Below are 26,841 nucleotides of genomic sequence, written 5' to 3' on the forward strand. Positions count from 1 at the left end.
AAGGTTGGACGAAAACAGGGGGCGATACGCCGTTTTACTTGTACGCGATAAAAATACAATGACCCATGTACTCACTATATAACTGCATGAGCTGATAATGTGTTTGAAGCGTATCGTAATAGATGGGATCAATCGTTTGCGATAAATCCATTTCTGTGGTTGGTTCAAATTCCATGTCTTCCGGAAGAAGTGTCATCGCTTCTGTTTTTTGAAAGCCATAGGATCTTAGGAGTTTATGCCATTCGCTTTCTTCATGTAAGCAAGTAAATCCGTAAAAATCCATCATTTGCTTCTTTTCTGCAGGGGGCATCGGTTTTTTTAAAGCAGCTTCGATACCGATCAGCATCCCGCCGGGTTTTAAAACTCTTGAAATTTCTTGAAGAGAGGATGTCAGGCGTGAAAAACTGAGGACCGATTCTGACAGGACACAGGAAAAGGACTCAGAAGAAAACGGGAGATGTTCCAGCTCCGCCTGGTATGCAGGGATGGCAAGCCCTTCATTCGCAAATCTTTTTTTCGCTTTCTCAAGCATAATAGGATCTTTATCAACGACTGTTACAGGATACAGCAAATGTCCTAAATAAGCCGCCGTTTGCCCTGTTCCGCATCCGGCATCAAGAATCGGCTGATTCGGAGAGGGTGCAGCCTTTTGCAAGACCGCTTTTGAAAAAGCCAGCCCGCCTGGGTGCGCCCCTGCGACACCGAATAAGGACAGCATTTCTAAATATCGGCTCAATATCGAATCCTCCTTTTTCCTTATCATATGTCGTATAAAGCCATAGGTTTATGAAAAGCAAAAGAAGGGCGTTTCTCTTTCATTTCTGCTCCGAGTTGACGAATAAGAATTCGTCCATGATAATAATGTAAGAAGAAAAAGGTGGTGTTTAATTGAAACGGCAATTAAAACTGTTTTTTATTGTGCTGATCACTGCAGTTGTCGCTTCGGCGCTTACTTTATTTATTACGGGCAATTCCAGTATCCTGGGCCAAAAATCAACAAGCACAGGAGACAGCAAGTTCGACAAATTAAATAAAGCGTATGAGCAAATCAAAAGTGATTATTACCAAAAAACAGATGATGACAAATTAGTAGACGGAGCAATTAAAGGAATGATTCAATCACTGGATGATCCGTATTCTACATATATGGATCAAGAGCAAGCGAAATCATTCGACGAGACGATTTCAGCATCTTTTGAAGGAATCGGAGCCCAAGTAGAGGAGAAAGACGGAGAAATCCTTATTGTATCCCCAATTAAAGGTTCACCTGCTGAAAAAGCCGGTATCAAACCGAGGGACCAAATCATTAAGGTAAATGGAAAAAGCGTAAAAGGCATGAATGTAAATGAAGCCGTCGCTTTAATCCGAGGCAAAAAGGGCACAAAGGTGAAGCTTGAACTGAACAGAGCGGGAGTGGGGAATATCGATCTTTCCATTAAGCGCGATACCATTCCTGTAGAGACTGTCTATTCAGAGATGAAAGACAACAACATCGGAGAAATTCAAATCACTTCTTTCTCTGAAACAACAGCTAAAGAGCTGACAGATGCGATTGACAGTTTAGAGAAAAAAGGCGCCAAAGGCTATATTTTAGATTTGAGAGGCAACCCGGGCGGCTTAATGGAACAGGCGATTACGATGAGCAACCTGTTCATTGATAAAGGGAAAAACATCATGCAGGTTGAATACAAAAACGGTTCAAAAGAAGTCATGAAGGCCGAAAAAGAACGGAAAGTGACCAAGCCGACCGTCGTTTTAGTAAATGACGGTACAGCAAGCGCAGCCGAAATTATGGCCGCTGCCCTTCATGAATCGTCAAACGTACCGTTAATCGGCGAGACGACATTCGGAAAAGGTACAGTGCAAACGGCAAAAGAATATGATGATGGCTCTACTGTCAAACTGACAGTTGCCAAATGGCTGACTGCTGACGGCGAATGGATTCACAAAAAAGGCATCAAGCCTCAAGTGAAAGCAGAGCTGCCTGATTACGCGAAGCTGCCGTATTTGGACGCAGATAAAACGTACAAATCAGGTGATACAGGCACAAACGTCAAAGTGGCTCAGAAAATGCTCAAAGCACTTGGTTACAAGGTAAACGTTAACAGTACGTATGACCAGGACTTTGTATCTGTCGTCAAACAGTTCCAGAAAAAAGAGAAGCTGAAAGAGACAGGCATACTGACTGGCGATACAACAACGAAATTAATGATAGAACTTCAGAAGAAGCTGTCTGATAATGATACGCAAATGGAAAAGGCAATTGAAACACTGAAAAAAGAAATGTAAAAAAACCATACGCGGCTGCCGCGTATGGTTTTTTTATGCACCCTTTTGATTTGGATTAGCGTCTTGTTTTTTGCCAAATAAACCTTCAATGACAGGATTGGATCCCGCGTTTTTAACGAACAGCGGATTCAGGATAACCACAGCGATCATGTTGGCGGCCAATCCCCAGAATCCTTCATAAATGCCATGTGCGGATTGAGTGGTATACACAATAAACGTAACCGCAAGGCCGACTAATAATCCGATAACTGTCGCTTCTTTCGTTTGATGCTTCCAGAATAGACTGACAGCAATCGCCGGGAAGATTTGCACCATGCCGGATACACCTAATAGCTGGAGTGTCACTAAGGCAGTCGGGAACAGCATTCCAAACAGCAGCGCGAGACCGATGACAACAAATACCATTGAACGTGTGACGAGGGTCAGCTTGCTTTGCGACACATTCGGATGAATCAAATCCCGGTATAGGTTGTTGGCGAATAAATTCGATGCGCCGATTGCCATAATGGAACAAGGTATTAATGAAGCAAGAGCGATCGTGGCATATGCAAAGCCTTGTGTCACGCCGCCGTAAGATGTTTGAATCAAATGCAGCAGCGCCAGCCTTGGATTTGTATCTTCCGGCAGGACAAGAAAGGCGATAAAGCCAAGAAAAATGACCAAAATTAACACAATATTGTAAAGCGGCAAAAACATGCTGTTTTTTCTTACTGCATCAGCGCTTTTCGCCGTGAAAACACCTGTAGCGGCATGTGCCCACATAAAAAGTGCCAGAGCGGAAACAATAGATGCTGTGATAAACCAAGGGATGCCTTTTGGCCCTTCTGCCGGTATCGTCAGCATTTGCGGCGCTTCCTTCACTAACGTGTCAATCATTGGCGTCCAGCCGTTAAAATGAATGAGAGGGAGGGACACCACCATAAACAGCATAATGACCCATACTAAAATGTCCTTAATGATGGCTGTATATGTGGGCCCTTTAATCCCGCTGAAGAATGTGTAAAGAGCAACAAGAATAAATGAAATGATCACAACGAATTTTACGTTAATATAGCCAGTGCCGGCAACCTGAAGCGTGTCTTGGATGCCGCTCAGCTGAAGGCATATGTACGGAATAAGCATGAGTACCCCAACGATGGCAACGAGGCTTGCCAAAAGCTTACTGTTAAAACGTTCTCGGGCATAATCCGCGAGTGTTGTTAATTTATGAATTTTCGCAACTTTCCAAAGTTTTGGCAAGAAGAAGTAGGCGATAAAGTAGGCCAACACAGAATAAGGAATGGCGAAAAATGCAACACTTCCGCCTGTAAAAGCAGTACTGGTCAACCCTAAGAAAGTATAGGCCGTATAAAGGTCAGCGCCTACTAAAAACCAGACGAGAAGACCGCCGAAGCGTCTGCCGCCGACAGACCATTCTTCCACAGAAGTGCGCGAGGATTTGTCTCTTCCGGCGAGAAAGCCGATACAGACAACGGTTAAAACAATAATAGAAGTAATGAGAAGTGCAGTCAGATTCCCTTGCATTATTCAAGTCCTCCATCTTTTTTTTGCATCTGATAAATGCCAAACGAGCATAACGGCGTAACAATAATCCACAGCAGCAGCCAAAAGTGGAAAAACGGTAGGCCGAACATAATCGGTTCTATTCGATTCACAAGCGGCAAAAGCGCGAGCTGAACGAATGGCAAAAGAATGAGAATAACAATAAGTGCTTTTTTAACCATTTACTTTCCTCCTGAAACATGATAATGCTCACTATAATAGCAGTTGTTAGAAAAGATCACAAGATAATTATTAGAAAAAAATGATTTTTTCAATTATTTAAACAAAACACATGGTTTGCATCCTTTTCAATAAAGGTTTAAAATAATAAATATCTTGAAATCGAGATAAATAGGAGTGAGAAAATGAAAACAGAAGGATTGCACCATGTCACAGCATTCGCCAGAGATCCGCAAGAAAACTTGCGATTTTATACAGAAGTGCTTGGGCTCAGACTTGTTAAAAAAACAGTAAACTTTGATGATCCCGGGACGTATCATTTTTACTTTGGGAATCAAAACGGAGATCCCGGTACAATAATGACCTTTTTTCCGTTCCAAGGAAGCGGACAGGGAACGGTAGGAAAAGGCCAAGCGGGCCGGGTGTACTTTTCAGTTCCCTCAGGCTCCCTGTCTTTTTGGAAGGAGCGTCTTGAGAAAAGCGGGCTGAGCCTAGAGGAAAAAACGTTGTTTGGTGAAAAAGGTCTTATTTTTGATGATACAGAAGACCTTCCGCTGGCGATCATGGAGGATGCGAAAAGCGGCAAAAGCGAGTGGACGCCTGACGGGATCACAACAAATGAAGCAATTACGGGAATGAAAGGTGTGCTGCTATATTCTTACGACCCGCAGGCGACCATACAATTGTTAACGGAAAGCTTTGGATATACCAAAGTGGCCGAAGAAGACCAGATTGTCAGACTGGCAACCTCAGCGGCCGTCGGCGGTGTCATTGATGTCCATTTACACCCTGAAAAAAGAGGAGTCGGAGGATATGGTACGGTACACCATGTAGCGTTTCGGACTAAGAAAAAGGAACAGGCGAAATGGCTGCCGATAATTGCTGAAAACCATCTGCCTTCATCAGAAATTCTCGACAGGGAATACTTTACATCAGTTTATTTCAGGGAGAAAGGCGGTATCTTATTTGAAATTGCCACAGATGAACCAGGATTTATGACAGATGAAACGTTTGCTGAGCTAGGAACTTCCTTAAAACTGCCTGAATGGCTGGAGAAACATAGACAACAAATTACAGACATTTTACCTGAACTTTAAAAGGGGGAATTTATAATGAAGCATATTTATGAAAAAGGAACATCTGACAACGTACTTTTGCTATTGCATGGCACGGGCGGTAATGAACACGATCTGCTTTCATTGGGGCGGTTTATAGACCCTGATGCCCATTTGCTTGGTGTCAGAGGATCGGTGCTTGAAAATGGAATGCCGCGATTTTTCAAACGTCTGAGTGAAGGAGTTTTTGATGAAAAGGATCTTGTGGTGAGGACAAGAGAATTGAAAGATTTTATCGACGAGGCTGCAGAAACGCATCAGTTTAATCGCGGCCGAGTGATTGCAGTCGGTTATTCAAACGGCGCAAACATTGCGGCAAGCCTGCTTTTTCATTATAAAGATGTGTTAAAAGGGGCTATTCTGCATCACCCAATGGTTCCGATTCGGGGTATCGAGCTGCCTGATATGGCGGGGCTCCCTGTTTTTATCGGTGCCGGGAAATACGATCCTCTTTGCACGAAGGAAGAATCAGAAGAGCTTTACCGCTATTTACGTGACAGCGGGGCATCAGCCTCCGTTTTCTGGCAGGACGGGGGCCATCAGCTGACTCAGCATGAAGCTGAACAGGCTCGTGAATGGTACAAAGAGGCGATTGTATAAAAAAACCTTAGTCCGGATTTCGGACTAAGGTTTTTCATATCCTTACAGCCAAGTTGATACTTTTGAAAGCGGCAGACGGTTGCTTTGATGCGCAGGCTTCACTGCTTTGCCGATTGAAATTAGCATAACCGGAACATAGCGCTCACTGATATCAAATTGCTTTTGGAACTGCTCTTTGTTAAATCCGCCGATTGCGCAAGTGTCATAACCTTTTGCTTTTGCGGCAATCATAAGCTGCATAGCAGCTAAAGAAGCATTTAAGAAAGCGGAATCACGTGCGAATTGCTCGCTTTGGTAAGCACCGTTGATTTGGCCGAGCAATGTTTGTTTGATTTCATCCGTAATATAGCCTTGGCTTGCTAATTCAGCATAAACTTCTTCACCGTTTTCATTTGCCTTTAAATCGCCTAAAATGGCAACAACAGCAGAAGACTCAACGATTTGTTTTTGATTATACGCTACAGGAAGAAGCTCCGCTTTTGATTCATCGCTGTGGAATACTGTAAAATGCCAATGCTGAAGGTTCCAAGCGGAAGGCGCTTTAGCGGCAAGGTCTAATAGCTCAGTCAGCTCCTCCTTAGAGATCGGGGCATTTGTATCATATTCCTTTACAGATGCACGTGCTTTTAAAACATCCAGAGTATTCGTCATAGTGTTTCCTCCTTCGGATAAACGTGGTATGATAATAGAAAAGTTAGAAGCTTACTAAATGTAACTTGAAAGATTATTGTAATGGATCATTGAATACATGTCAATCAATAGATGAAGGGATGAAGGCTTGTGGGAAATACGATGTGCCCTAAAATGGAATCCGCATTCTCATTGCTGGGAAAACGATGGAACGGTCTGATCATCCATGTGCTAATGGATGGGCCGAAACGGTTTAAAGAGATAACGGAAACAATACCGATGATCAGCCAAAAAATGTTGGCAGAGCGCTTGAAGGAGCTTGAACAAAACGAGATTGTCGAACGGCAGGTTCTCCCTGAAACGCCGGTCAAAGTCATCTACACGCTGACTGAAAAAGGAACAGCGCTTCAAGCTGTATTTCAAGAGATGCAGGCATGGGCCGATCAATTTTGCGAGCCTGGTGACACAGTGTGTGAAGAAGAGAAATAAGGAAAGCGGCGTCTGAAAAAGAGCGTTTGTTTCCATGGTGAGTCATGTAAGTACGGTTCACACCCGTTTACATGACTTTTTATATTTGTCAGACTGACATTTCTGGATTGGCAAAAGTGTCATGTGCATATGAAGGGGATATATAAAATAGGAAATGATCAATAAGTTATAACATCCAACCTATTGTAAATGGGGATTATGATGTATCTTATTATGCAAATCAGCAAAATTTTATATTTTCGGCCAAAACCCAGTCAGCTTCCAATTGGCATTTAAACCGGATCTAAAAGGAAATCCAGGTTTTTCGTATTGCTGGATGCTTCTATACTGATGACTTCCGCATTTATGAAAAAAGAGAGAGCTTCTTTGGAGCTCTCTCTTTTTTTTTATGGGGAGACAAAATCTTATAGTTTTCCATTCAAAAATTGCGCCTCACCGAGACCGAAACTCCAGTCTGCGTCACCATTCTCAGTAATAGATACTATGAGGTCTTCAGGGGAAATTCCGCATTTTTCTTCTAGCCTTTCAGCAAGCAGAGCATACAATTTTTCCTTTTGGCTTTCGGTTCTTGCTTTGCTTGTCATGCTAATGATGACCAGGTCCTTGGTTCTCTGAAACCCTAATCCCGTATCTTGGATTATAAGCTCGTTTGCGGGATGCTGATGGACAATTTGATAACGGTCTCTTTCCGGAACACCAAACGCTTCAACCATCGCTTGGTGAGCAGTATCTAATAACAATTGCAGCGCTTTTTCATCACGGCCCTCAATTACATCAAAACGCAATAATGGCATGTGTACTCCTCCTCTTGTGAAGTTGTTATCCGTCTGTTCTCATATTGTCTCATTTGCTTCCAGACAATGGATAGATATAATGATTGGCAGTCAACTTTAAAAAACATAACATATAACCAAAAGTTAATCAACATATAACTAATAAATCATTGGTTAGGCGGTAGGTATCGAGACAAGCTCATAAAAACGATTGACAGTCATTGATTAGGAGATTAGTATGAACATATTAGTTGATCAAAAGATAACAATCATATAACCAAGACGTTTTTAGTTATTGATGAAAGCGTTTTCTTTTCATCCAGGCATGAAAAGCGCCAAAACATTGTCGCGAGAATCATATAAAACACTTTTGGAGGGGTACCATGCCGATTTTAATTGTAGCTGTCGGAGTGCTGATTCTGTTATTTCTCATTATTAAAGTAAAATTAAATACCTTTGTCTCACTGATTGTCGTTTCATTTTTAGTAGCCATCGGACTTGGAATGGAAATCAATAAAATTGTTCTTTCAATTGAGACGGGAATTGGCGGGCAGCTGGGGCATTTAGCTTTAGTGTTTGGACTTGGCGCGATGCTCGGGAGGCTTGTCTCAGATGCTGGGGGCGGCTACCGAATTGCCATTACGCTGATTGACAAATTCGGGAAGGAACGAATAGAGGCGGCGGTTGTAGTTGCCTCTTTTATCATCGGTATTGCGCTGTTTTTTGAAGTGGGTCTTGTTCTGTTGATACCGATTGTTTACGCGATTGCTAAAGAATTAAAAATGCCTTTTCTGTATCTGGGAATCCCGATGGCCGCCGCCTTAAATGTTACTCACGGATTTTTGCCCCCGCATCCTGCTCCAACTGCTATCTCAGTTGCATACGGTGCTCATATTGGCCAGGTGCTGCTTTTTGGAATCATCATCGCTGTTCCGACAACTGTGATTGCCGGGCCTTTATTTAATAAATTTGCGATGAAACGTTTTCCTGGTGCGTATCAAAAGCATGGAAACTTATCGGAGTTAGGACCAAGGAAAGAATTTCAGCTGGATGAAACACCGGGCTTTGCGATCAGTGCTGTCACGTCTTTATTCCCGGTTATCTTTATGGCAATGGCAACAGTTTTTTCTTTATTATTGAGTAAACATTCAAAAGGAAAAGACATTATAGAATTTATCGGCACTCCGGGAACGGCAATGCTCATTTCGCTGTTGCTTGCACTCTATACGATGGGATATGCCCGTAAAATATCTATGCAGGAAATCAGTAGATCTATTTCAGAATCAATTTCGCAAATTGCGATGATGCTGCTCATCATAGGAGGGGGAGGAGCGTTTAAACAGGTGCTGATTGACGGCGGGGTCGGCGATTATGTCGCTGATTTTTTCCGTCAAACAAACATGTCGCCGCTATTCGTTGCATGGACCATCGCCGCGGTTCTGCGTCTGTGTCTAGGCTCTGCTACCGTGGCTGCGCTTACCACAGCGGGAATGGCAGCTCCGCTTATGGAGGCTGGCAGTGTAAACCCCGCGTTAATGGTGCTTGCAACAGGAGCCGGCAGTGTCATTGCGTGTCATGTAAATGATGCAGGATTTTGGATGGTAAAGGAATTTTTCGGCTTGAGCATGAAAGAAACATTTCAAACCTGGACGCTGCTTACAACAGTTCTTTCGGTTACAGGGCTCGGCTGTGTGTTATTGGCAGGGCTTGTGATGTAACAATCATAGACAGTCCGTAGCCCAATCGTTTTTCTTCCTTGCTGAATACTTTACGTATAGGCAGACATAAAGGAGGAAAAAATCATGTACCCTCATCATTCGTATTTACGCGGAATCCCAGGTCCAGCCGGATATCCGGCGCGTAGTCCTTTTTTGTTTGGCGCTCCTCTAGTCGGCGGTTTATTAGGCGGTTTTCTCGGGAGTGCGCTGTTTAACTATTCTCGTCCCTATGCCTATCCTCCTGGCCCTTATGGATACGGAGGCGGACCGTACGGTTTTGGTGCCGGCGAGCCATACGGGGGATATCCCGGCTTCTATTAATAAAAACGGCCTGCATCGATTGCAGGCCGTTTTTTATCGGATGATTTCTACCTCAGACATATTGTAGTCTTGCTGCTTTTGAAACATGACTTCCAGAAGGCCATCCTTATAGACGGCTTTTGTTCCTTTGCGTTTGACTAAACAAGGAAGATTTACTTTTTTCGGATGATCTGCTCTTGGGAAGTTTTCCAACCATAATTCGTGAGATGTGTGTTTGATTCTCACTTGTTCCAGCCATTCTTCGCTGATTGGCACCTTTACAAACACATGGTCTGCAGTTTCGAATATATCAATATCAGGTTTGACATCAGGTTTTGCATCAGGTTTGGCGGGCTGTTCTTTTTGGGGGAGAGGATCGCGGAAAGGAAATTGAGCCGCATAATCACTGCCGAACACACTTTCCATCACACGATTGACATACGTTTCAACTTCTTTCGGATCAGCTTTTTTTAATGCTTCTTTAGAAAATTGATTGTGGAAAGGAAAGTACTTGTTCCACTCAAACATTGTCTTCACATCCTTTCTTCACGGACAAAATAGTATATGCCCGCCAGATCTTTCACGTGATATAATATAAGATGCTCTAAAGAAAGGCAGGGATATAAATGCAATATTCAGAAACAAAAAAAGGCGTTATTTACACAGCCGTTTCCTTTATCATGTGGGGCCTGTTTCCGCTCTATTGGAAGCTTCTCGAACAGCTGCCGGCTCTTGATATTTTGGCTCATCGTATTATATGGTCTTTTGTTTTTATGTGTATCGTACTTTTTTTCTTGCGGCAATGGAAAATAGGATGGCAGGAGCTGCGCTCTCTGAAAAAGAACGGAGGGATCCTCTCTTTATTTCTTGCTTCTATCCTGATTTCGATCAACTGGTTTGTATACATATGGGCTGTCAACCATGGCTTTTTGCTTGAGGCTAGTCTTGGCTATTACATTAATCCGCTTGTATCAGTGCTCCTTGGGATTTTATTTTTAAAGGAAAAACTGAATCGCCTGCAATTAGTGGCCGTTTCGATTGCGGCAGCCGGTGTCATCATCTCGGCGTTCCAATACGGCTCCATTCCTTATGTTTCGCTTCTGCTGGCATTCAGTTTTGGGCTGTACGGGTTAAGCAAAAAAAGAACAAGCCTGCCGAGCGCCATCGGCTTAACGCTGGAAACATTCATGATTATGCCGATTGCATTGGGGTATTTGCTGTTCAGCGGACATGTTCAGCCAGCGGGTGCAGAAAGCGGAGGGACGTGGCTGCTTCTCTTTTTGGCCGGTGTGTTTACGGCTTTGCCGCTCTTATTGTTTGCGGAAGGAGCGAAACGGCTGCCGCTGTATCAAGTCGGTATCTTACAATATATTGCGCCGACCATTACTCTGCTGATCGGGCTGTTTGTTTACCATGAGCCATTTTCAAGCTCGAAGGCTTTTACATTCAGCTGTATATGGGCTGCGCTGCTCTTGTTTACGTTTTCACAAGTGAAGTGGAAACGGGCGTCAAAAAGCCATTGAGGCCTTTGGCTTTTCAGCTGATGCATATATTATGTATAATCATTTCATGTATGTAAGACATAAAGGAGCAAGACGATGGACAATGATAAAGAGATAGTGAAAGCCTATGCTTCACTTTGGAATAACCGATCTCTCGCACATGATAATGCAGAAGCGGTAGCAGAGGCGATTGATCTTGAGCTTTTGGATAAACGAACACATCCAAGACTCCGAAAACCGATGCTGGAAAAATATTTTGCCGCGATTCAGCGCATCGTGAATTCACAGCTCGAACCGGCTGTGAAATATCAGCTGGTCAAATTACATACAAAACGTGCAGAGTATTTAAAAGAAGAAAGAGGGGAGCAATCATGAAAGCAATCATAAAAGAAGATGTGCAAGCATCTTTAGAACGATATGCGGACCGCCCTGTATATATCCATTTAGAAACCACCACAGGTTCTTATTCAGCGCATTTAAATGAAAAGAACATGACGGTTGTTGCGTATATCCGCAATGCAAAAGTCACTTATCATCAGGCAAAAATCAAAGGCAATGGACCTTACCGCGTTGGCTTGAAAACAGAAGAAGGCTGGATTTATGCTGAAGGCTTGACTGAATACACGGTAGATGAAGAAAACCGTTTATTAATGGCGGGACACCTGCCGGGCGGTAAACTGGCTATTTCTCTGCAAATCAGCGAAAAACCGTTCACAGTTTAAAGAAAAGGGTGAATAATAATGAAAGAACATGTACTAGTAATCCTGCCTCACCCTGATGATGAATCATATGGAGTGGCAGGTCTAATTGCCTTAAACAGAAAAAAAGACATTCCCGTTACGTATGCCTGCGCCACTTTAGGTGAAATGGGCAGAAATATGGGCGATCCATTTTTCGCGAATCGTGAAACGTTGCCGCTGCTAAGAAAACAAGAGCTCATCAACGCTTGCAAAGAAATGGATATCAATGACCTTCGTATGCTTGGACTCCGTGACAAAACGCTCGAATTTGAAGATGATGAGTATTTAGCTGATATCATGGAAGAGATCATAGATGATGTAAAACCAAGTTTAATTGTCACATTTTATCCCGGACACGGCGTGCACCCTGACCATGATGCATGCGGGGAAGCGGTTATCCGTGCATTATATCGCAAAAAGAAAGAAGACCGTCCGCGTACAATCTGCATGGCCATTACCCGCAACAGAGAAGAGGTTCTCGGCGAAGCTGATGTCGTACTTGATATCAAAGAAGTAGCTGATATTAAAATGAATGCGTTAAGAGCTCACCGCACACAAACAGAAGGCATGCTCAGAGAGCTTGAAGAGAAATTGAAAAATAATGAACCTGTTATGGCAACATGGTTTGAAGAAGAAATATATTGGACGTATCAATGGAATGATTAATCAAAAAGGTATAAGGCCTTAAGCCTTATACCTTTTTTAATTTTAAGTCCGATGCAATTGCTGAAGCGAGAGTGGATCTCAAGGAAATACCTTCGAAAGACAAACCTAGCTGAACCGCTGTTTGCGCGATTTCCGGACGGATTCCAGACAAAGTTGAAGAAACACCGATTAAACGAAGCGCCTCAATCAGACTGAACAGCTGATGGGCAACCATCGTATCAATCACAGCTACTCCTGACAAATCAATATACAGTTGTGTCACCTTTTTTTTCGCACATTGATGCAGTGTGTTTTCCATAATCAGCTTGGCGCGGACTGTATCAATATCTCCGATTAAAGGCAGCAGTCCGACGCTGTGAAACAGCACGATGACCGGAGCGCTCAATTCAGTAATCATATCTTTTTGGGCCTGAAGCTGAAGGCTTGTGTTTTTGTACATTTCTTCTATAAAAATATGAATCACAAGATCAAACGCTTTTATAAGGGCGTGATACAGGTCTTCGGCTTCTTCGCTTTTCACAGTATCTTGATTGAGATGGACAAATTCTTTCACATAGGAAACATATAAATCTCTCACTCTGACAAACTCCCGAATAATATAGTGGATAGGAGTTTTTAAATGCTCTTGATCCTGTGTGACTTCAAAGGCCCATTCTTTCAGTATAGGCAAGTATACGTCCTCATCATCTATAAAAATACGGTTTATTTTATAGTTAAAGGCAAGATTCTGGCTCTTTAAATTGTGAATGACAACAGGGTCTGTTGAGGCATAAATGGAATTGGGATCAGTCTCCTCGATTGTTTCATACCATGTTGAACTGATGGTTTCCGCATGCTGGGAAAGATACTCGAATAATTTTTTGTTTTTTGCCATGATTGATCACCTCTTTTAAATGTGTTGTTTTTACGAATAACGTTTTTGCAGTTTTGCCAGCCTGAAAAACAGCCCAACTGCTCCGGCGGCGAGTCCCGCTATTAATCCAATCCAATAGCCGAATGCACCGAGGCTTGTAAACGTACCGACCATATAACCGACCGGAAGGCCAATGACCCAGTAAGAGACAAAAGCGGCCGCAAGCGTATAGTTCACATCTTTGTACCCTCTGAGTGCTCCCTGGATCGGTGCGGCAACAGCATCGGAAAGCTGAAAAAATAGCGCATAAATTAAAAAGTGCTGTGTCAGCCGGAGCACATCGGGGTCAGAGGTGTACATGCCCGCAATTTGCTCTCTGAATAAAAGGATACAGGCGGCAGTGAACAAAGAAAAGCCGATCGCCATCATGATGCCGATTAAGCTATATGAGCGTGCATCCTTAAAACGGGCTGCACCAGCTTCAAACCCGACAACAATTGTTAAAGCCATGGATACGCTGAGCGGCAGCATATATAAAAGAGACGCAAAATTCATGGCTGCCTGGTGGGACGCGATGGTCACTGTATGAAAATGGCTCATGAGAAGCGTGACAGCTGCGAAAATGCTCGTTTCAAAAAACACGGCGAACCCAATAGGCAGCCCGATTTTGAGCAAATTTTTGTATGCTTTCCAAGAGAACTTATACATGGTAAGGAAAATCCCGTATTCAGAAAACGGTGCGTTTTTATGAATAATGAAAAAACTGATGATGCAGATACACCAATAAGTTAACGCGGATGCCAGCCCCGCGCCGACACCCCCAAGTGCCGGCATTCCGAACTTCCCGAAGATAAATACATAATTCAATACAAAATTGATCGGAAGAGAACTGAGTGTAATCATCATGGTGACTCTCGTTTTTCCTAATGAGTCGATGAATGATCTCAACACGGTGTAAACAAATAAAGGGAAAATTCCCAGTGATAAAAAGCCTAAAAAGTGTTTAGCAATCTGATGCACGTGAATATCAAGGTTCAATCGGCCAAGAATAAGGTCAACTGCAGCATATCCAATCAATAAAACGGCGATGCTAAGTAGCGCGGCCACGTATACAGCCTGTAAAACAGTAAAGGGGATCTTCTGTTTTTTCTCTGCGCCTAATAGCTGAGCGACAATCGGGGTGACCGCCATTAATATACCTGCAAGTCCTGTGTAAACAGGGGTCCAAAGGCTTGAGCCAATCGCGACACCCGCTAAATCAGCGGGGCTGACTTTCCCTGACATCACCGTATCTAGAAAAGTCATAAGAGAAAGCCCCGCCTGGGTAATGAATATCGGTATTAAAATGTGCAAGAGCTGTTTGATTTTTTCCCGGGCATTTTGAGTTTCTTTCATACATTGATCTCCGTTTCTTTTTCATAACGAGAGAAATTATAACATTTTATGTATAAAAAGCAATGAACGCCGGGCCTATTCTTTTTTTGTCGGTTTCGTTTTTCTAAACATTTGGGCATAAATAAAAGAAAGCGAAATCACGCCTAAAAAGGTGCAAATATACTGAATGATTCTTTCGATTTCCATTCTTTACATCCCTCCTTTACCAATAGAATGTGCATCAATAAGATAAGCATTCGTGAAAAGTTGGAAATTTGAACAGGAGATGAAGATTATGCGCTATGAGCAGATATCAGAAAATGCGTTCAAGGGGAAAATACAGGTGTACTTAGAGCAAATATTAGGGGATGCATCTCTAATCTTGAAAACGCTTCACGAAAAAGACCAGTGCCTTCTTTGTGAATTAGATGATTTGGGGCACGTTTTTCAGGACATGCAGGGGATTGCATCCTCCTTTTATTTGCAATCATACATTGAGGAATTTACGCCGGCATTTATTGAGCTGGCCAAGGCGATTAAAGCCTTATCGGAACATAAGCATGGAGCTTTAATTGTGATTGAAAGAGCAGACCCGGTTGAACATTTTATTCAAAAAGGCACCTCCCTACACGCCGAGATCAGCTCTTCATTAATTGAAAGCATCTTTTTTCCCGGAAACCCTCTTCATGACGGCGCTTTGTTAGTGAGGGAAAACAAACTCGTGTCAGCAGCCAATGTGCTCCCGCTGACGACTAAGGAAGTGGATATCCATTTGGGAACCCGGCACCGGGCGGCTCTCGGTATGTCGGGCTATACGGATGCACTGGTGCTCGTGGTTTCAGAGGAAACAGGGAAGATGTCGTTTGCCAAAGACGGTGTATTATATCCGTTAATTTCACCAAGAACGTAAAAATAATAAAAAGGGCCTGATTAAGAATCCTATCATGAGACAAAATGACTGAATTCGTATCTTTATTAAAGCATTCGCTTCAAGCTGAATGCTTTTTGTCTTGAAGACAGGGAATATAAACTGGTAGAAAAGTTATATGTGATGAATATTAATCAAGTGAAATACTTTACCTGTTTATGTATTTATAGTACCGTATAAAATATTATATAAATTTTCAAAGGAAGGGTGCTGCCGCATGGCAAATGTATTAATGATCGGTTTCCCCGGTGAAGGGCATATTAATCCCTCTATCGGTGTGATGAAGGAGCTGAAATCCCGGGGAGAAAACATTACGTACTACGCAGTGAAGGAATATAAAGAAAAAATCACAGCTCTTGATATTGAGTTTCGTGAGTATCATGATTTCAGAGGAGATTACTTCGGGAAAAACGCAACCGGCGATGAAGAAAGAGATTTCACAGAAATGCTCTGCGCTTTTTTGAAAGCCTGTAAGGATATCGCGACTCATATTTATGAGGAAGTCAAACATGAATTGTATGATTATGTCATATATGATCACCATCTTCTCGCCGGTAAAGTCATTGCCAACATGCTGAAGCTGCCAAGATTTTCATTGTGTACAACCTTTGCGATGAATGAGGAATTTGCGAAGAAAATGATGGGAGCGTACATGAAAGGATCACTTGAAGATTCGCCTCATTATGAATCATACCAGCAGCTTGCAGAAACGTTAAATGATGATTTTCAAGCAGAGATCAAGAAGCCATTTGATGTTTTTTTAGCTGATGGTGACTTGACAATCGTCTTTACATCAAGGGGATTTCAGCCACTGGCTGAGCGATTTGGCGAGCGATATGTATTTGTCGGTCCTTCCATTACAGAAAGAGCCGGAAACAATGATTTCCCATTTGATCAGATTGACAATGAAAACGTGCTGTTTATTTCAATGGGAACCATTTTTAATAATCAAAAGCAGTTTTTTAATCAATGCCTTGAAGTGTGTAAGGACTTTGACGGTAAAGTTGTGCTTTCCATCGGCAAGCATATTAAAACAAGTGAGTTAAACGACATTCCGGAGAATTTCATTGTACGCCCGTATGTCCCTCAGCTTGAGATATTGAAAAGAGCCAGCTTATTTGTGACACACGGCGGAATGAACAGCACAAGTGAAGGTTTGTATTTTGAAACCCCGCTCGTTGTCATTCCGATGGGAGGCGACCAATTTGTTGTCGCAGATCAGGTGGAAAAAGTCGGCGCAGGAAAAGTGTTAAAAAAAGAAGAATTATCTGAAAGCCTTCTGAAAGAGACGATACAAGATGTAATGAATAATCGTTCGTATGCTGAAAAGGCAAAAGAAATTGGACAATCACTGAAAGTGGCAGGCGGCTCTAAAAAAGCGGCCGATAGCATTCTTGAAGCTGTAAAACAAAAAACTCAATCAGCAAATGCATAGTGTAAAAGCCTGTTCTTATCGAAAGAACAGGCTTTTTGCCATTTCATAAGAATGCAGAGGAAGGGATTTGACACGCCGATAGAGAATTGATTAGAAAAATAGACAAGAAAGGAGGAGAAACTGCTTCGTTCATCAATAGAAAACCATCATTTTTACCCTCACTTAAATAGTTCCTTAGACTTTCGAAAAACATATCATGCTTATGTAAAATGTTAGATGTTTATTTGAAGGTTTAAAGGTCGAACGATGCTGAAAATACTGCGCCAAATGTTTGAAAAGGGTTTAACTTGCTGAAAAATTGACGATAAAACAGTTGTGTGCCATTTTTGGAAACAAAATACTAGCTGTTTTTACAAAAAAACAGTTTAGGAGGTTGAATGAATGAAAAAGAAGATTGTAGCCGGCTTGGCTGTTTCTGCAGTTGTTGGGTCGTCGATGGCCGCAGCACCAGCGGAAGCAAAAACGATAAAAGTAAAAAGCGGTGACTCTCTTTGGAAACTTTCCCGCCAGTATGATACGACAATATCAGCTCTGAAATCCGAAAACAAATTGAAATCAACGGTGCTTTATGTCGGACAAAGTCTTAAGGTTCCTGAAAGCAGCAAAAAAAGCACGACATCCCCATCTAACTCAAGCAAAACATCAACATACACAGTTGCATATGGTGATTCCCTATGGATGATTGCTAAAAATCATAAAATGAGTGTTTCTGAGCTTAAAAGCTTAAACAGCCTGAGCAGTGACCTGATTCGTCCGGGGCAAAAGCTTAAGATCAAAGGGACAAGCAGTTCAAGCGGATCAAATGGATCAAAGAAAAACAGCGGTTCCAATTCTTCAGGTTCTTCAAAAAGTACATATACGGTCAAGCTTGGTGACTCACTGTGGAAAATCGCAAACAGCTTAAATATGACTGTAGCCGAATTAAAAACCTTAAATGGCTTAACATCAGATACACTTTATCCTAAACAGGTGCTCAAAATAAAAGGAAGCAGTTCACCTAAGAACGGAAACAGCGGTTCCAAAAAGCCGTCAAACTCCAATCCCTCAAAAACAACGACGTACAAGGTAAAAGCAGGCGATTCGCTGTGGAAAATTGCAAATCGGCTCGGAGTCACTGTCCAAAGCATCCGTGATAAAAACAATTTATCATCGGATGTGTTGCAAATCGGGCAGGTTCTGACTATTTCGGGAGCATCAAAATCTAATCCTTCAAATCCGACAAAGCCAACAAAGCCAAAAGATAACTCAGGGTCAAACATTCAAATAGGTTCGAAGATTGACAGAATGATAACGGAAGCGAAAAAATATGTCGGAGTGCCTTACCGATGGGGCGGAAACACGCCTGCTGGTTTTGATTGCAGCGGCTTCATTTATTACCTCATTAATAATGTATCATCTATATCAAGATTGAGTACGGCAGGGTATTGGAATGTCATGCAGAAAGTCAGCCAGCCGTCAGTAGGAGACTTTGTCTTCTTTACCACATATAAATCCGGCCCGTCTCACATGGGGATTTATCTAGGCGGCGGTGATTTTATTCATGCAAGCTCATCGGGCGTCGACATTTCCAATCTCAGCAATTCGTATTGGAAACAGCGGTACTTGGGCGCAAGAAGTTATTTTTAAAAATGAGTATGACAAAAAGCCTTTTATAGGCTTTTTTGTTTATACCAGACAATGATTGACCACACTGTTAGAAAAAACAAGGGGGAGACAGTATGTACCGTCTCTTGCTGTTGATGATGCTGACGGCACTGGGAGTTGCCGGATGCGGACAAAAAAAACCTCCAGACCCTCCTAACCGGGTGCCGGAAAAAAAAGTGGTTGAAACGTCAGCGTTTGGTCATCATGTCCAGTTGGTCAATCGTGAAGGGAAAGCAGTCGGCTTTATAGAGATCAAAGAATCAGATGATGAAGGCCTCGATATTCATATTTCCGCAAACAGCCTGCGTCCAGGTGCTTCTCTCGGTTTTCATATTTATGAGAAAGGTTCTTGTGTCAGGCCGGATTTTGAATCAGCGGGCGGTCCCTTTAATCCACTGAACAAAGAACACGGCTTCAATAATCCGATGGGGCATCATGCCGGAGATCTGCCGAACCTTGAAGTCGGTGCTGATGGAAAGGTAGATGTCATAATGAATGCGCCTGACACTTCACTGAAAAAAGGAAGTAAACTAAATATTCTCGACGAGGACGGAAGTGCATTTATTATTCATGAACAAGCGGACGATTATCTGACAAACCCAAGCGGCAATTCCGGTGCGCGTATTGTCTGCGGAGCCCTTTTGGGAAATAACGAGAAGCAGTAATATCATCCAAGCCCTTTTGTATTGAGCATACAGGGGCTTTTTTAGTATACTCGTTAAGGAATATGAATAGGAAAGGGAATCTGTCTATGACAACACAACTACAGCACTTAACATTGCCGGAAGATATACAACAAAAGCTTTTATCATATAAAGAGCAGCCTATTTCCCCAGAGTTTCAATCGCTTATAGGAACATCAGGCTATGAGGCGGAGGATGAAGCCATTTTATTTGACGCCATTATTGCATTAGCCATGGGGAAAAATGTCCTGCTGAAAGGGCCTACAGGTTCAGGGAAAACAAAGCTGGCAGAAACATTGTCCAGCTATTTTCATAAACCGATGCACAGCGTCAACTGTTCAGTCGACTTGGACGCTGAGGCATTGGTCGGTTATAAAACGATTGAAAATCAATCTGGCCAGGCGACAATCGAGTTTGTTTCAGGACCTGTTACAAAGGCAATGAAGGAAGGCCATTTTCTTTATATAGATGAAATCAATATGGCGAAGCCGGAAACACTGCCTATTTTAAACGGTGTATTAGATTACAGAAAAATGATGACAAATCCGTTTACAGGCGAGGTCATACGGGCTAAAAGCGGTTTCGGAGTCATTGCAGCCATCAATGAAGGCTATGTCGGAACTGTTCCTCTGAATGAAGCGTTGAAAAACCGTTTTGTCATCATTGATGTGCCTTATATTAAAGGCGAGCTGCTGAAACAAGTGCTCATGTCTCAGTCAGCCCTGAAAGACGAGAAATTGATTGACAGATTTATTACGCTTTCCTCTGACTTGATCGTTCAGGCCAATAACGGACAGGTGTCTGAAGAAGCGGCATCCATCAGAGCTTTAATCGATACATGTGATTTAGCTGCTTATATTCCGCCGCGTCGTGCCATTGAGCGGGGAATTGTAGAAAAGCTTGATGATGATCGGGAAAAAGCGGCTGTCCGAAATATTGCAGAAACTCTGTTTGAATGAGGGGGCTGCGATGAAATTTATCAAATTTAACGACAGCACGATTGATTCATTTTTATTTATGATGCTGACTGATTTGGCCAAAACACTCACCAAGAGTGAAGCGGTAGAAGTGGAGTATGGCGTTCAGTCCTATTACAATCCATTTGAAAAGAAAATCTATATGAGCCACTTTTGGAAAGACAGGGCAGCTGAGGACATGGAAGCGGGTCTGAAAAGCGACGTCTACCTGCGTTCAGTCGGAACAAGATATAGCTCGCTGCATGAGTTTGCGAACTTTTTGAATGATATCCATCGCCATCTTACCTTTAAAAGTTTTGCCAAGCAGCTCTTTATGCTGCTTGAAGACATTAGGATCGAAGAATGCATCAAACGTGAGCGTCCGGGTACGAAACATGTATTTGCGAAGCGAAAAGACATGTACAGAAAACATTTCTCTACCCAGCTGACCTTAAATTTGGAACGAAGCATTTTTACCGATGCGCTCTTTTGCGCGATCTATGTCAAGCTCACAACGGAATCGCCGCTTGAGACCCTTCCGTCCATGCGTGAAGATATCGATCTAATGCGCCCGTTTATTGAACAGCAGCTCTTGCGTGTGTATGAAGCAGATTCGACACGGCAGGTTCTGAAAATTGTTGAGGACCTCATGGATGGGCTTGAAGAGGTGCTCGATAAAGACATGTTGAACACCTACTTCTTTTTGCCTGAGCTTGACTACGCAAAAGCTGCAGAACAGCCGTTATTTGAAGAAGAGAAAAAAGCGCCGAAGCTGAGTGATGACATCACGCTTCCAAAACAATCAGACGGTGATGAGGATATCCATGAAGAAGAAATGCCGACATGGCATCGGGAAACAGAAGCACCGTCTAAAAGCTTCCTTCAATTTGATATTGAACACGGCGCAAAATCAGATTTAGGAAAAGATGCTTCAAGGGAAGGCGACGATGGAGATCAGGCCCTTGGCTCTGTTCAAGGATCAGCCAGACAAACGAAACGGAAAGACTATTCCAAGCTGGAAGCGCTGGAGTCTCAAAAAGACCAGCCGAACGGAGCGGGTATGGCTGACGGCAAAGAAAATAAATATGCATTTCCAATTTATAAAGAACCGCAGCCGGCAACTAGTGAAGAGGAGCTTTCTTATAAACAGCAGGCAAAAACGATTGAATCGTATCAAAAGCGTTTGAAACAAATGATTCAAAAAACGCTGGAGCATAAAAAAACATTGCCGAGAACAGATCTTCATGCCGGGAGACTGAATAATAAGCTTCTTCGCTACTTCACTGAGCGAAATCCGCGCCTATTCTACAAAAAGCAAGAACCATCTTCAGAAATAGACGCAGTTTTTACATTGCTGGTCGATTGTTCAGCCAGCATGTTCGACAAAATGGACGAAACAAAACGAGGAATCGTGCTGTTTCACGAAGCGTTGAAATCGGTAGCGGTTCCGCATCAGATTGTCGGGTTCTGGGAGGACACAAATGATGCAACCGAAACAAGCCAGCCAAACTATTTCAATACGGTTATTCCCTTCCAATCATCATTAAGACAAGAGTCTGGACCGGCCATTATGCAGCTTGAGCCAGAAGAAGATAACCGTGACGGGTACGCAATTAGGCAGATGACGAAAAAAATGCTGCATCGCAGCGAGGCGCAAAAGTTCTTAATTGTTTTCTCAGATGGAGAGCCGGCCGCATTTGGCTATGAACAAAATGGGATCGTCGATACAAGTGAGGCGGTTATCGAAGCCCGAAAAAGAGGAATAGAAGTGATAAATGTTTTTCTCTCCAACTCAGAAATAGAAGAATCGCAAATGAAGACGATCCAGGATATGTACGGAAAATTCAGTATATTTGTCCCGGATGTTGATCAGCTACCGGATGTTTTGTATCCGCTGCTGAAAAAACTGCTTCATAAAAGCATAGGATAGCCCTTAATCCTATGCTTTTTGGCGTTTGTTTTTTCGAATGATTAAATTTTTTGTTTTTTATAAAGGTTTTTTACTATTTTGTGAACAATCAAGGTAGAATCAAATTGCAAACAGTGGTAAAATATCGTTGGAAGCGTTTTTATTACATAATTTTGGACACAGCGTTCGAAAGTTATTTCAAGATAGTGAATCAATCACTTGATTATTTAAGTTGGGGGTAATATTCAAATGTTTCAAAATAGTATGAAACAACGAATGAATTGGGAAGATTTTTACGGTCCGAACCTCGGCTATGCGCTGGAGCTTTACGATCAGTATACCCAGGATCCGAACAGCATTGACCCGGATTTGAAGGAAATGTTCGACGAGCTCGGTGCTCCGCCAAGCGATATAAAAGAGGCCTCGGGAACAAAAGAAAAGGGACGTGTTACAGCCGATCTGATTCAAAAGATCGCATCCGCAGTCAGACTTGCAGAAGATATCCGAACCTATGGCCATTTGAACGCTTCCGTCAATCCGCTCAGAAAGGATGAGAAAAAGAGTGAACTTTTTCCATTATCCGATTACGGGCTAACAGAAGAGGAAATAAAAGCAATACCTGCGTCTGTCATCTGCAAAGACGCTCCTAAAAACATTACGAACGGTTTAGAAGCCATTCAGTATTTACGAAATACGTATAAAAGAACCATCTCTTTTGAATTTGACCATGTGCATGACTTCAAAGAGCGCGAGTGGCTGACAAGAAAGATTGAATCTGGCGAGCTGTTCCAGAAGAACTCAGCTGAAAAGCTGTCAGCTGTGCTGGAAAGATTGACAGAAGTAGAGGGCTTTGAGCAGTTTTTGCACCGCACATTCGTCGGGCAGAAGCGCTTTTCCATTGAGGGTCTGGACGCTCTTGTTCCAGTGCTTGATGACATTATTGCACAATCTGTCAAATCAGGCACGACAAGTGTCAACATCGGGATGGCGCACAGGGGACGCCTGAATGTCTTGGCACATGTGCTCGGCAAACCGTATGAAATCATCTTCTCTGAATTCCAGCATGCGCCGAATAAAGATCTTGTTCCGTCTGAGGGATCCATTGGAATCAGCTACGGATGGACAGGGGATGTCAAATACCATTTGGGGGCGAATCGGGAGCTTCAAGACGCTGAAACAAAATCAGCGCGCATTACGTTAGCGAACAACCCGAGCCACTTGGAATTTATCAATCCGATTGTTGAAGGCAGCACTAGAGCGGCACAGGAAACGCGAACACAAAGCGGATACCCGGTACAAGATGAAACAAAATCGCTGGCCATTTTAATCCATGGAGATGCTGCATTCCCTGGGGAAGGAATTGTAGCTGAAACATTGAATTTAAGCTCTTTAAAAGGGTATCAAGTAGGCGGTGCGATTCATATTATCGCCAATAACATGATCGGATTTACAACAGAAAGCGCTGAATCCAGATCGACAAAATATGCCAGCGACCTGGCCAAGGGTTATGAAATTCCGATTGTTCACGTGAATGCGGACGATCCTGAAGCTTGTCTTTCAGCTGTTAAGTTTGCGGTCGAATACCGAAAAACATTCAACAAGGATTTTCTGATTGATTTGATCGGGTACAGACGCTATGGACACAACGAAATGGATGAACCGTCAACCACTCAGCCAATGTTGTATGATGCTGTCAGAAAGCATCCGACCGTCAAACAAATTTTCGCTGAAAAGCTGGTAAAAGAAGGCGTACTTACCGAGGAAGTCGTTCAAAACATCGAAAAATCGGTAACGAAGCGCATTGAGGATGCATATCAGAAAGTTCCGTCTAAAAAGGAACACACTGCTTGTGAAATTGAACTTCCAGAGCCTGTATCAAACGGTTTCCCAGATGTGGACACTTCGATTGATTTTGATGTGCTCCGCAAGCTGAATGGCGAATTGATCAACTGGCCGGAGTCATTTAATGTTTTCGGCAAGCTAAAGCGCATTTTAGAAAGACGCGCCAAGGCGTTCGATGATGACAGAAAAGTGGAATGGTCTTTGGCAGAATCACTCGCGTTTGCTTCAATTTTGAAAGACGGAACACCGATTCGTTTAACAGGACAGGATTCCGAGCGTGGAACGTTCGCCCAAAGAAACCTTGTGCTTCATGACAGTGAGACGGGCAAAGAATTTGTGCCGCTTCATCACTTATCTGACTGCAGCACATCATTTGCTGTTCATAACAGCCCGCTGTCTGAAGGATCAGTTCTCGGTTTTGAATACGGCTATAACGTGCATTCACCGGAAACGCTTGTTTTGTGGGAAGCACAGTACGGAGATTTTGCCAACGCTGCTCAAGTGTATTTTGACCAATTTATTTCTGCCGGACGCGCGAAATGGGGCCAAAAATCTGGATTAGTCATGCTGCTTCCGCACGGTTACGAGGGACAGGGGCCTGAGCACTCAAGCGGAAGAATCGAGCGATTCCTGCAGCTTGCAGCGGAAAACAACTGGACGGTTGCCAACCTGACAAGCGCGGCACAGTATTTCCATATTTTAAGAAGACAGGCTAAAATGCTGCTTCGTGAAGAAATCAGACCGCTCGTCATTATGACGCCGAAGAGCCTTCTTCGCAACCCAAATACGGTGTCGGAAGTGCAGGAGCTCAGCGAAAGCCGCTTCCAGCCTGTTTATGAACAGTCGGGACTTTCTCATGACTATGAAAAAGTAACCAGACTTGTATTATCCAGCGGTAAAGTGTCTATAGACATTAGCGATCATTTTAATAAGTTAGAAGACGGTAAAGAGTGGCTTCACATTGCGAGAATCGAACAGCTGTATCCATTCCCGGCAAAAGGAGTCAAAGAATTATTTGCAAAACTTCCGAACCTGAAAGAAATCGTTTGGGTGCAGGAAGAGCCGCAGAACATGGGGGCTTGGGGTTATATCAGCCCGTATTTGACAGAGATTGCACCAGAGGGAGTAAGCGTTCAATATATTGGACGCAGAAGACGATCCAGCCCTGCAGAGGGAGATCCGACAGTTCATAAAAAAGAACAGGAACGTATTGTATCTGATAGCTTGACTCGCAAAAACTAAGGGGGAAATGAAAAAATGGCGGAAATTAAGGTACCTGAATTAGCAGAATCAATCTCAGAAGGAACAATAGCCCAATGGTTAAAGCAGCCTGGTGACTATGTAGAACAGGGTGAATATCTGCTTGAACTAGAAACGGATAAAGTGAATGTTGAATTGACAGCAGAAGAATCGGGTGTACTTCAAGAGGTATTGAAAGATTCGGGTGATACCGTCCAGGTCGGAGAAATTATCGGTACGATTTCAGAAGGCGCGGGTGAAAGTTCTGCCCCTGCTCCTACAGAGAAAGCAGAAAGCAAGGAAAGCATAAAAGAAGAGAAACAGGCTGAACCAGCTGCACAAGAGGTGAGCGAGGAAGCACAATCTGAAGCAAAATCAAGAACGATCGCTTCTCCGTCGGCCCGTAAGCTGGCGAGAGAAAAAGGAATTGACCTGTCTCAAGTTCCAACTGGAGATCCGCTTGGAAGAGTGCGCAAGCAGGATGTCGAAGCGTACGAAAAACCGGCATCAAAACCGGCTCCTCAGCAAAAGCAGCAGCCTCAGGCTCAAAAAGCACAGCAAAGCTTTGACAAACCTGTTGAAGTGCAAAAAATGTCACGCCGCAGACAAACGATTGCAAAACGCCTTGTAGAGGTACAGCAAACATCAGCGATGCTGACCACATTTAATGAAGTGGACATGACGGCTGTCATGAATCTCAGAAAACGCCGCAAAGATCAATTCTTTGAGCAAAATGAAGTGAAGCTCGGCTTTATGTCTTTCTTCACGAAAGCGGTCGTGGCTGCATTGAAAAAATATCCGCTGTTGAATGCAGAAATTCAAGGCGATGAGTTGATCGTTAAAAAATTCTACGATATCGGAATCGCTGTTGCTGCTGATGAAGGCCTTGTCGTTCCGGTTGTGCGGGATGCGGATCGCCTGACATTTGCAGGAATCGAAAAAGAGATCGGCGAGCTTGCGAAAAAAGCAAGAAACAATAAATTAACCCTTAGCGAGCTTCAGGGAGGCTCCTTCACGATTACAAACGGAGGGACTTTCGGTTCATTGATGTCAACTCCAATTTTAAACAGCCCGCAAGTCGGTATACTCGGCATGCATAAGATTCAGCTGCGCCCTGTAGCCATTGATGAAGAGCGTTTCGAAAACCGTCCGATGATGTATATCGCTTTATCTTATGATCACCGAATTGTAGACGGTAAAGAAGCGGTTGGTTTCCTCGTGACAATCAAAAATTTACTGGAAGATCCTGAACAGCTTTTATTAGAAGGATAATAAAAAAAGGTACATCACGATAAAGTGATGTACCTTCAGGCTGTCGAGAAAATCTCGACAGCCTTTATTTTTCCCTTAAAATATCAATTCCCCTGTAATAAAATAAAAGAAAGACTGAAAAGGACGGTGTCTTTCTCATGTTCCACACAAGAAACTCTTCTC

The 26,841-nt window shown here is 43.0% G+C and carries 26 protein-coding genes; 18 read left to right on the forward strand and 8 right to left on the reverse strand.

The annotated features are described in order from the left end of the window. Positions 1-34: 34 nt before the first annotated feature. Positions 35-736, reverse strand: a complete 702-nt coding sequence (locus WA279_RS04260; RefSeq protein WP_014480045.1) for a class I SAM-dependent methyltransferase — start codon at positions 734-736, stop codon at positions 35-37. Between the two features lie 152 nt (positions 737-888). Between WA279_RS04260 and ctpA the strand changes: the two genes are divergently transcribed. Next, positions 889-2,289: a carboxy-terminal processing protease CtpA gene (gene ctpA, locus WA279_RS04265; protein ID WP_123373185.1), complete on the forward strand. Its 1,401-nt coding sequence runs from the start codon at positions 889-891 to the stop codon at positions 2,287-2,289. 33 nt (positions 2,290-2,322) lie between these two features. On the opposite strand, the gene WA279_RS04270 is transcribed toward ctpA, so the two are convergent. Then, on the reverse strand, positions 2,323-3,813 hold the full coding sequence (locus WA279_RS04270) for a sodium:solute symporter family protein (protein ID WP_336154375.1): 1,491 nt from the start codon (positions 3,811-3,813) through the stop codon (positions 2,323-2,325). Next, positions 3,813-4,013 carry a DUF3311 domain-containing protein gene (locus WA279_RS04275; protein ID WP_003231189.1) on the reverse strand — a complete coding sequence of 67 codons (201 nt, stop codon included), beginning with the start codon at positions 4,011-4,013 and terminating at the stop codon, positions 3,813-3,815. Before WA279_RS04275 ends, WA279_RS04270 begins: the two co-directional genes overlap by 1 nt. Before the next feature lie 183 nt (positions 4,014-4,196). On the opposite strand from WA279_RS04275, the gene WA279_RS04280 reads away from it, so the two are divergent. Both WA279_RS04280 and WA279_RS04285 read left to right on the forward strand, forming a co-directional pair. After that, the gene (locus tag WA279_RS04280) at positions 4,197-5,108 is read left to right on the forward strand and encodes a ring-cleaving dioxygenase (RefSeq protein ID WP_063335180.1); all 912 of its coding nucleotides are present in this window, start codon (positions 4,197-4,199) and stop codon (positions 5,106-5,108) included. Between the two features lie 15 nt (positions 5,109-5,123). Continuing rightward, the gene (locus WA279_RS04285; RefSeq protein ID WP_015714108.1) at positions 5,124-5,726 is read left to right on the forward strand and encodes an alpha/beta hydrolase; all 603 of its coding nucleotides are present in this window, start codon (positions 5,124-5,126) and stop codon (positions 5,724-5,726) included. Between the two features lie 42 nt (positions 5,727-5,768). Here the strand turns inward: WA279_RS04285 and WA279_RS04290 are convergent, their stop codons facing one another. Further along, positions 5,769-6,377 (reverse strand): nitroreductase family protein, encoded by a 609-nt coding sequence (locus WA279_RS04290; protein ID WP_014477092.1) that lies wholly within the window; start codon positions 6,375-6,377, stop codon positions 5,769-5,771. Positions 6,378-6,506: 129 nt separating this feature from the next. Between WA279_RS04290 and yodB the strand changes: the two genes are divergently transcribed. Further along, positions 6,507-6,845, forward strand: coding sequence for a transcriptional regulator YodB (yodB, locus tag WA279_RS04295; RefSeq protein WP_004399427.1), 339 nt, complete (start codon positions 6,507-6,509; stop codon positions 6,843-6,845). 404 nt (positions 6,846-7,249) lie between these two features. On the opposite strand, the gene WA279_RS04300 is transcribed toward yodB, so the two are convergent. After that, on the reverse strand, positions 7,250-7,639 hold the full coding sequence (locus tag WA279_RS04300; RefSeq protein WP_336154379.1) for a tautomerase family protein: 390 nt from the start codon (positions 7,637-7,639) through the stop codon (positions 7,250-7,252). 362 nt (positions 7,640-8,001) lie between these two features. Here WA279_RS04300 and WA279_RS04305 point away from each other — a divergent pair, with 362 nt between their 5' ends. Together WA279_RS04305 and WA279_RS04310 are read left to right on the forward strand one after the other, a co-directional pair. After that, positions 8,002-9,336 (forward strand): gluconate:H+ symporter, encoded by a 1,335-nt coding sequence (locus WA279_RS04305; protein ID WP_336154381.1) that lies wholly within the window; start codon positions 8,002-8,004, stop codon positions 9,334-9,336. An 84-nt stretch (positions 9,337-9,420) separates the two neighbouring features. Beyond that, positions 9,421-9,657, forward strand: a complete 237-nt coding sequence (locus WA279_RS04310; protein ID WP_336154383.1) for a hypothetical protein — start codon at positions 9,421-9,423, stop codon at positions 9,655-9,657. Positions 9,658-9,690: 33 nt separating this feature from the next. Here WA279_RS04310 and gerT read toward each other — a convergent pair whose 3' ends face one another. Beyond that, the gene (gerT, locus tag WA279_RS04315) at positions 9,691-10,164 is read right to left on the reverse strand and encodes a spore germination protein GerT (protein ID WP_015383878.1); all 474 of its coding nucleotides are present in this window, start codon (positions 10,162-10,164) and stop codon (positions 9,691-9,693) included. 98 nt (positions 10,165-10,262) lie between these two features. Between gerT and rarD the strand changes: the two genes are divergently transcribed. The 4 genes from rarD to bshB2 all read left to right on the forward strand — a co-directional run bounded on the left by rarD (position 10,263) and on the right by bshB2 (position 12,544). Then, on the forward strand, positions 10,263-11,159 hold the full coding sequence (gene rarD, locus WA279_RS04320; RefSeq protein ID WP_336154384.1) for an EamA family transporter RarD: 897 nt from the start codon (positions 10,263-10,265) through the stop codon (positions 11,157-11,159). Positions 11,160-11,234: 75 nt separating this feature from the next. Then, complete coding sequence (locus WA279_RS04325) at positions 11,235-11,513, forward strand: hypothetical protein (RefSeq protein ID WP_336154385.1); 279 nt, start codon at positions 11,235-11,237, stop codon at positions 11,511-11,513. Further along, the gene (locus tag WA279_RS04330; RefSeq protein ID WP_003231213.1) at positions 11,510-11,860 is read left to right on the forward strand and encodes a YojF family protein; all 351 of its coding nucleotides are present in this window, start codon (positions 11,510-11,512) and stop codon (positions 11,858-11,860) included. The genes WA279_RS04325 and WA279_RS04330 overlap by 4 nt, the downstream gene beginning before the upstream one ends. Positions 11,861-11,878: 18 nt before the next feature. Then, positions 11,879-12,544, forward strand: a complete 666-nt coding sequence (gene bshB2 / locus WA279_RS04335) for a bacillithiol biosynthesis deacetylase BshB2 (protein WP_003231215.1) — start codon at positions 11,879-11,881, stop codon at positions 12,542-12,544. 25 nt (positions 12,545-12,569) lie between these two features. Here the strand turns inward: bshB2 and rsbRC are convergent, their stop codons facing one another. Next, a complete protein-coding gene (gene rsbRC, locus WA279_RS04340; RefSeq protein WP_014480032.1) occupies positions 12,570-13,418 on the reverse strand; it encodes an RsbT co-antagonist RsbRC in 849 nt (282 codons plus the stop codon). 30 nt (positions 13,419-13,448) lie between these two features. Then, a complete protein-coding gene (locus tag WA279_RS04345; RefSeq protein WP_336154386.1) occupies positions 13,449-14,792 on the reverse strand; it encodes an MATE family efflux transporter in 1,344 nt (447 codons plus the stop codon). A gap of 265 nt (positions 14,793-15,057) precedes the next feature. On the opposite strand from WA279_RS04345, the gene cdaS reads away from it, so the two are divergent. The 8 genes from cdaS to odhB all read left to right on the forward strand — a co-directional run bounded on the left by cdaS (position 15,058) and on the right by odhB (position 26,679). Continuing rightward, positions 15,058-15,681 (forward strand): cyclic di-AMP synthase CdaS, encoded by a 624-nt coding sequence (gene cdaS, locus WA279_RS04350; RefSeq protein ID WP_326248482.1) that lies wholly within the window; start codon positions 15,058-15,060, stop codon positions 15,679-15,681. Between the two features lie 235 nt (positions 15,682-15,916). Then, positions 15,917-17,134 (forward strand): macrolide family glycosyltransferase, encoded by a 1,218-nt coding sequence (locus WA279_RS04355; protein WP_336154387.1) that lies wholly within the window; start codon positions 15,917-15,919, stop codon positions 17,132-17,134. 381 nt (positions 17,135-17,515) lie between these two features. After that, positions 17,516-18,760, forward strand: coding sequence for a D-gamma-glutamyl-meso-diaminopimelic acid endopeptidase CwlS (gene cwlS / locus WA279_RS04360; protein ID WP_004399265.1), 1,245 nt, complete (start codon positions 17,516-17,518; stop codon positions 18,758-18,760). A 92-nt stretch (positions 18,761-18,852) separates the two neighbouring features. Further along, on the forward strand, positions 18,853-19,443 hold the full coding sequence (locus WA279_RS04365; protein ID WP_015251895.1) for a superoxide dismutase family protein: 591 nt from the start codon (positions 18,853-18,855) through the stop codon (positions 19,441-19,443). Between the two features lie 62 nt (positions 19,444-19,505). After that, on the forward strand, positions 19,506-20,420 hold the full coding sequence (locus WA279_RS04370) for an AAA family ATPase (RefSeq protein WP_010886530.1): 915 nt from the start codon (positions 19,506-19,508) through the stop codon (positions 20,418-20,420). Positions 20,421-20,430: 10 nt separating this feature from the next. Beyond that, positions 20,431-22,347 carry a nitric oxide reductase activation protein NorD gene (locus WA279_RS04375; protein WP_336154388.1) on the forward strand — a complete coding sequence of 639 codons (1,917 nt, stop codon included), beginning with the start codon at positions 20,431-20,433 and terminating at the stop codon, positions 22,345-22,347. Between the two features lie 228 nt (positions 22,348-22,575). After that, a complete protein-coding gene (gene sucA / locus WA279_RS04380) occupies positions 22,576-25,410 on the forward strand; it encodes a 2-oxoglutarate dehydrogenase E1 component (RefSeq protein ID WP_015483337.1) in 2,835 nt (944 codons plus the stop codon). 15 nt (positions 25,411-25,425) lie between these two features. After that, the gene (gene odhB / locus WA279_RS04385; protein ID WP_015383870.1) at positions 25,426-26,679 is read left to right on the forward strand and encodes a 2-oxoglutarate dehydrogenase complex dihydrolipoyllysine-residue succinyltransferase; all 1,254 of its coding nucleotides are present in this window, start codon (positions 25,426-25,428) and stop codon (positions 26,677-26,679) included. Positions 26,680-26,841: the final 162 nt, after the last annotated feature.

The organism is Bacillus sp. 204(2023) (genome assembly GCF_037027505.1).
Lineage (GTDB): Bacteria > Bacillota > Bacilli > Bacillales > Bacillaceae > Bacillus > Bacillus subtilis.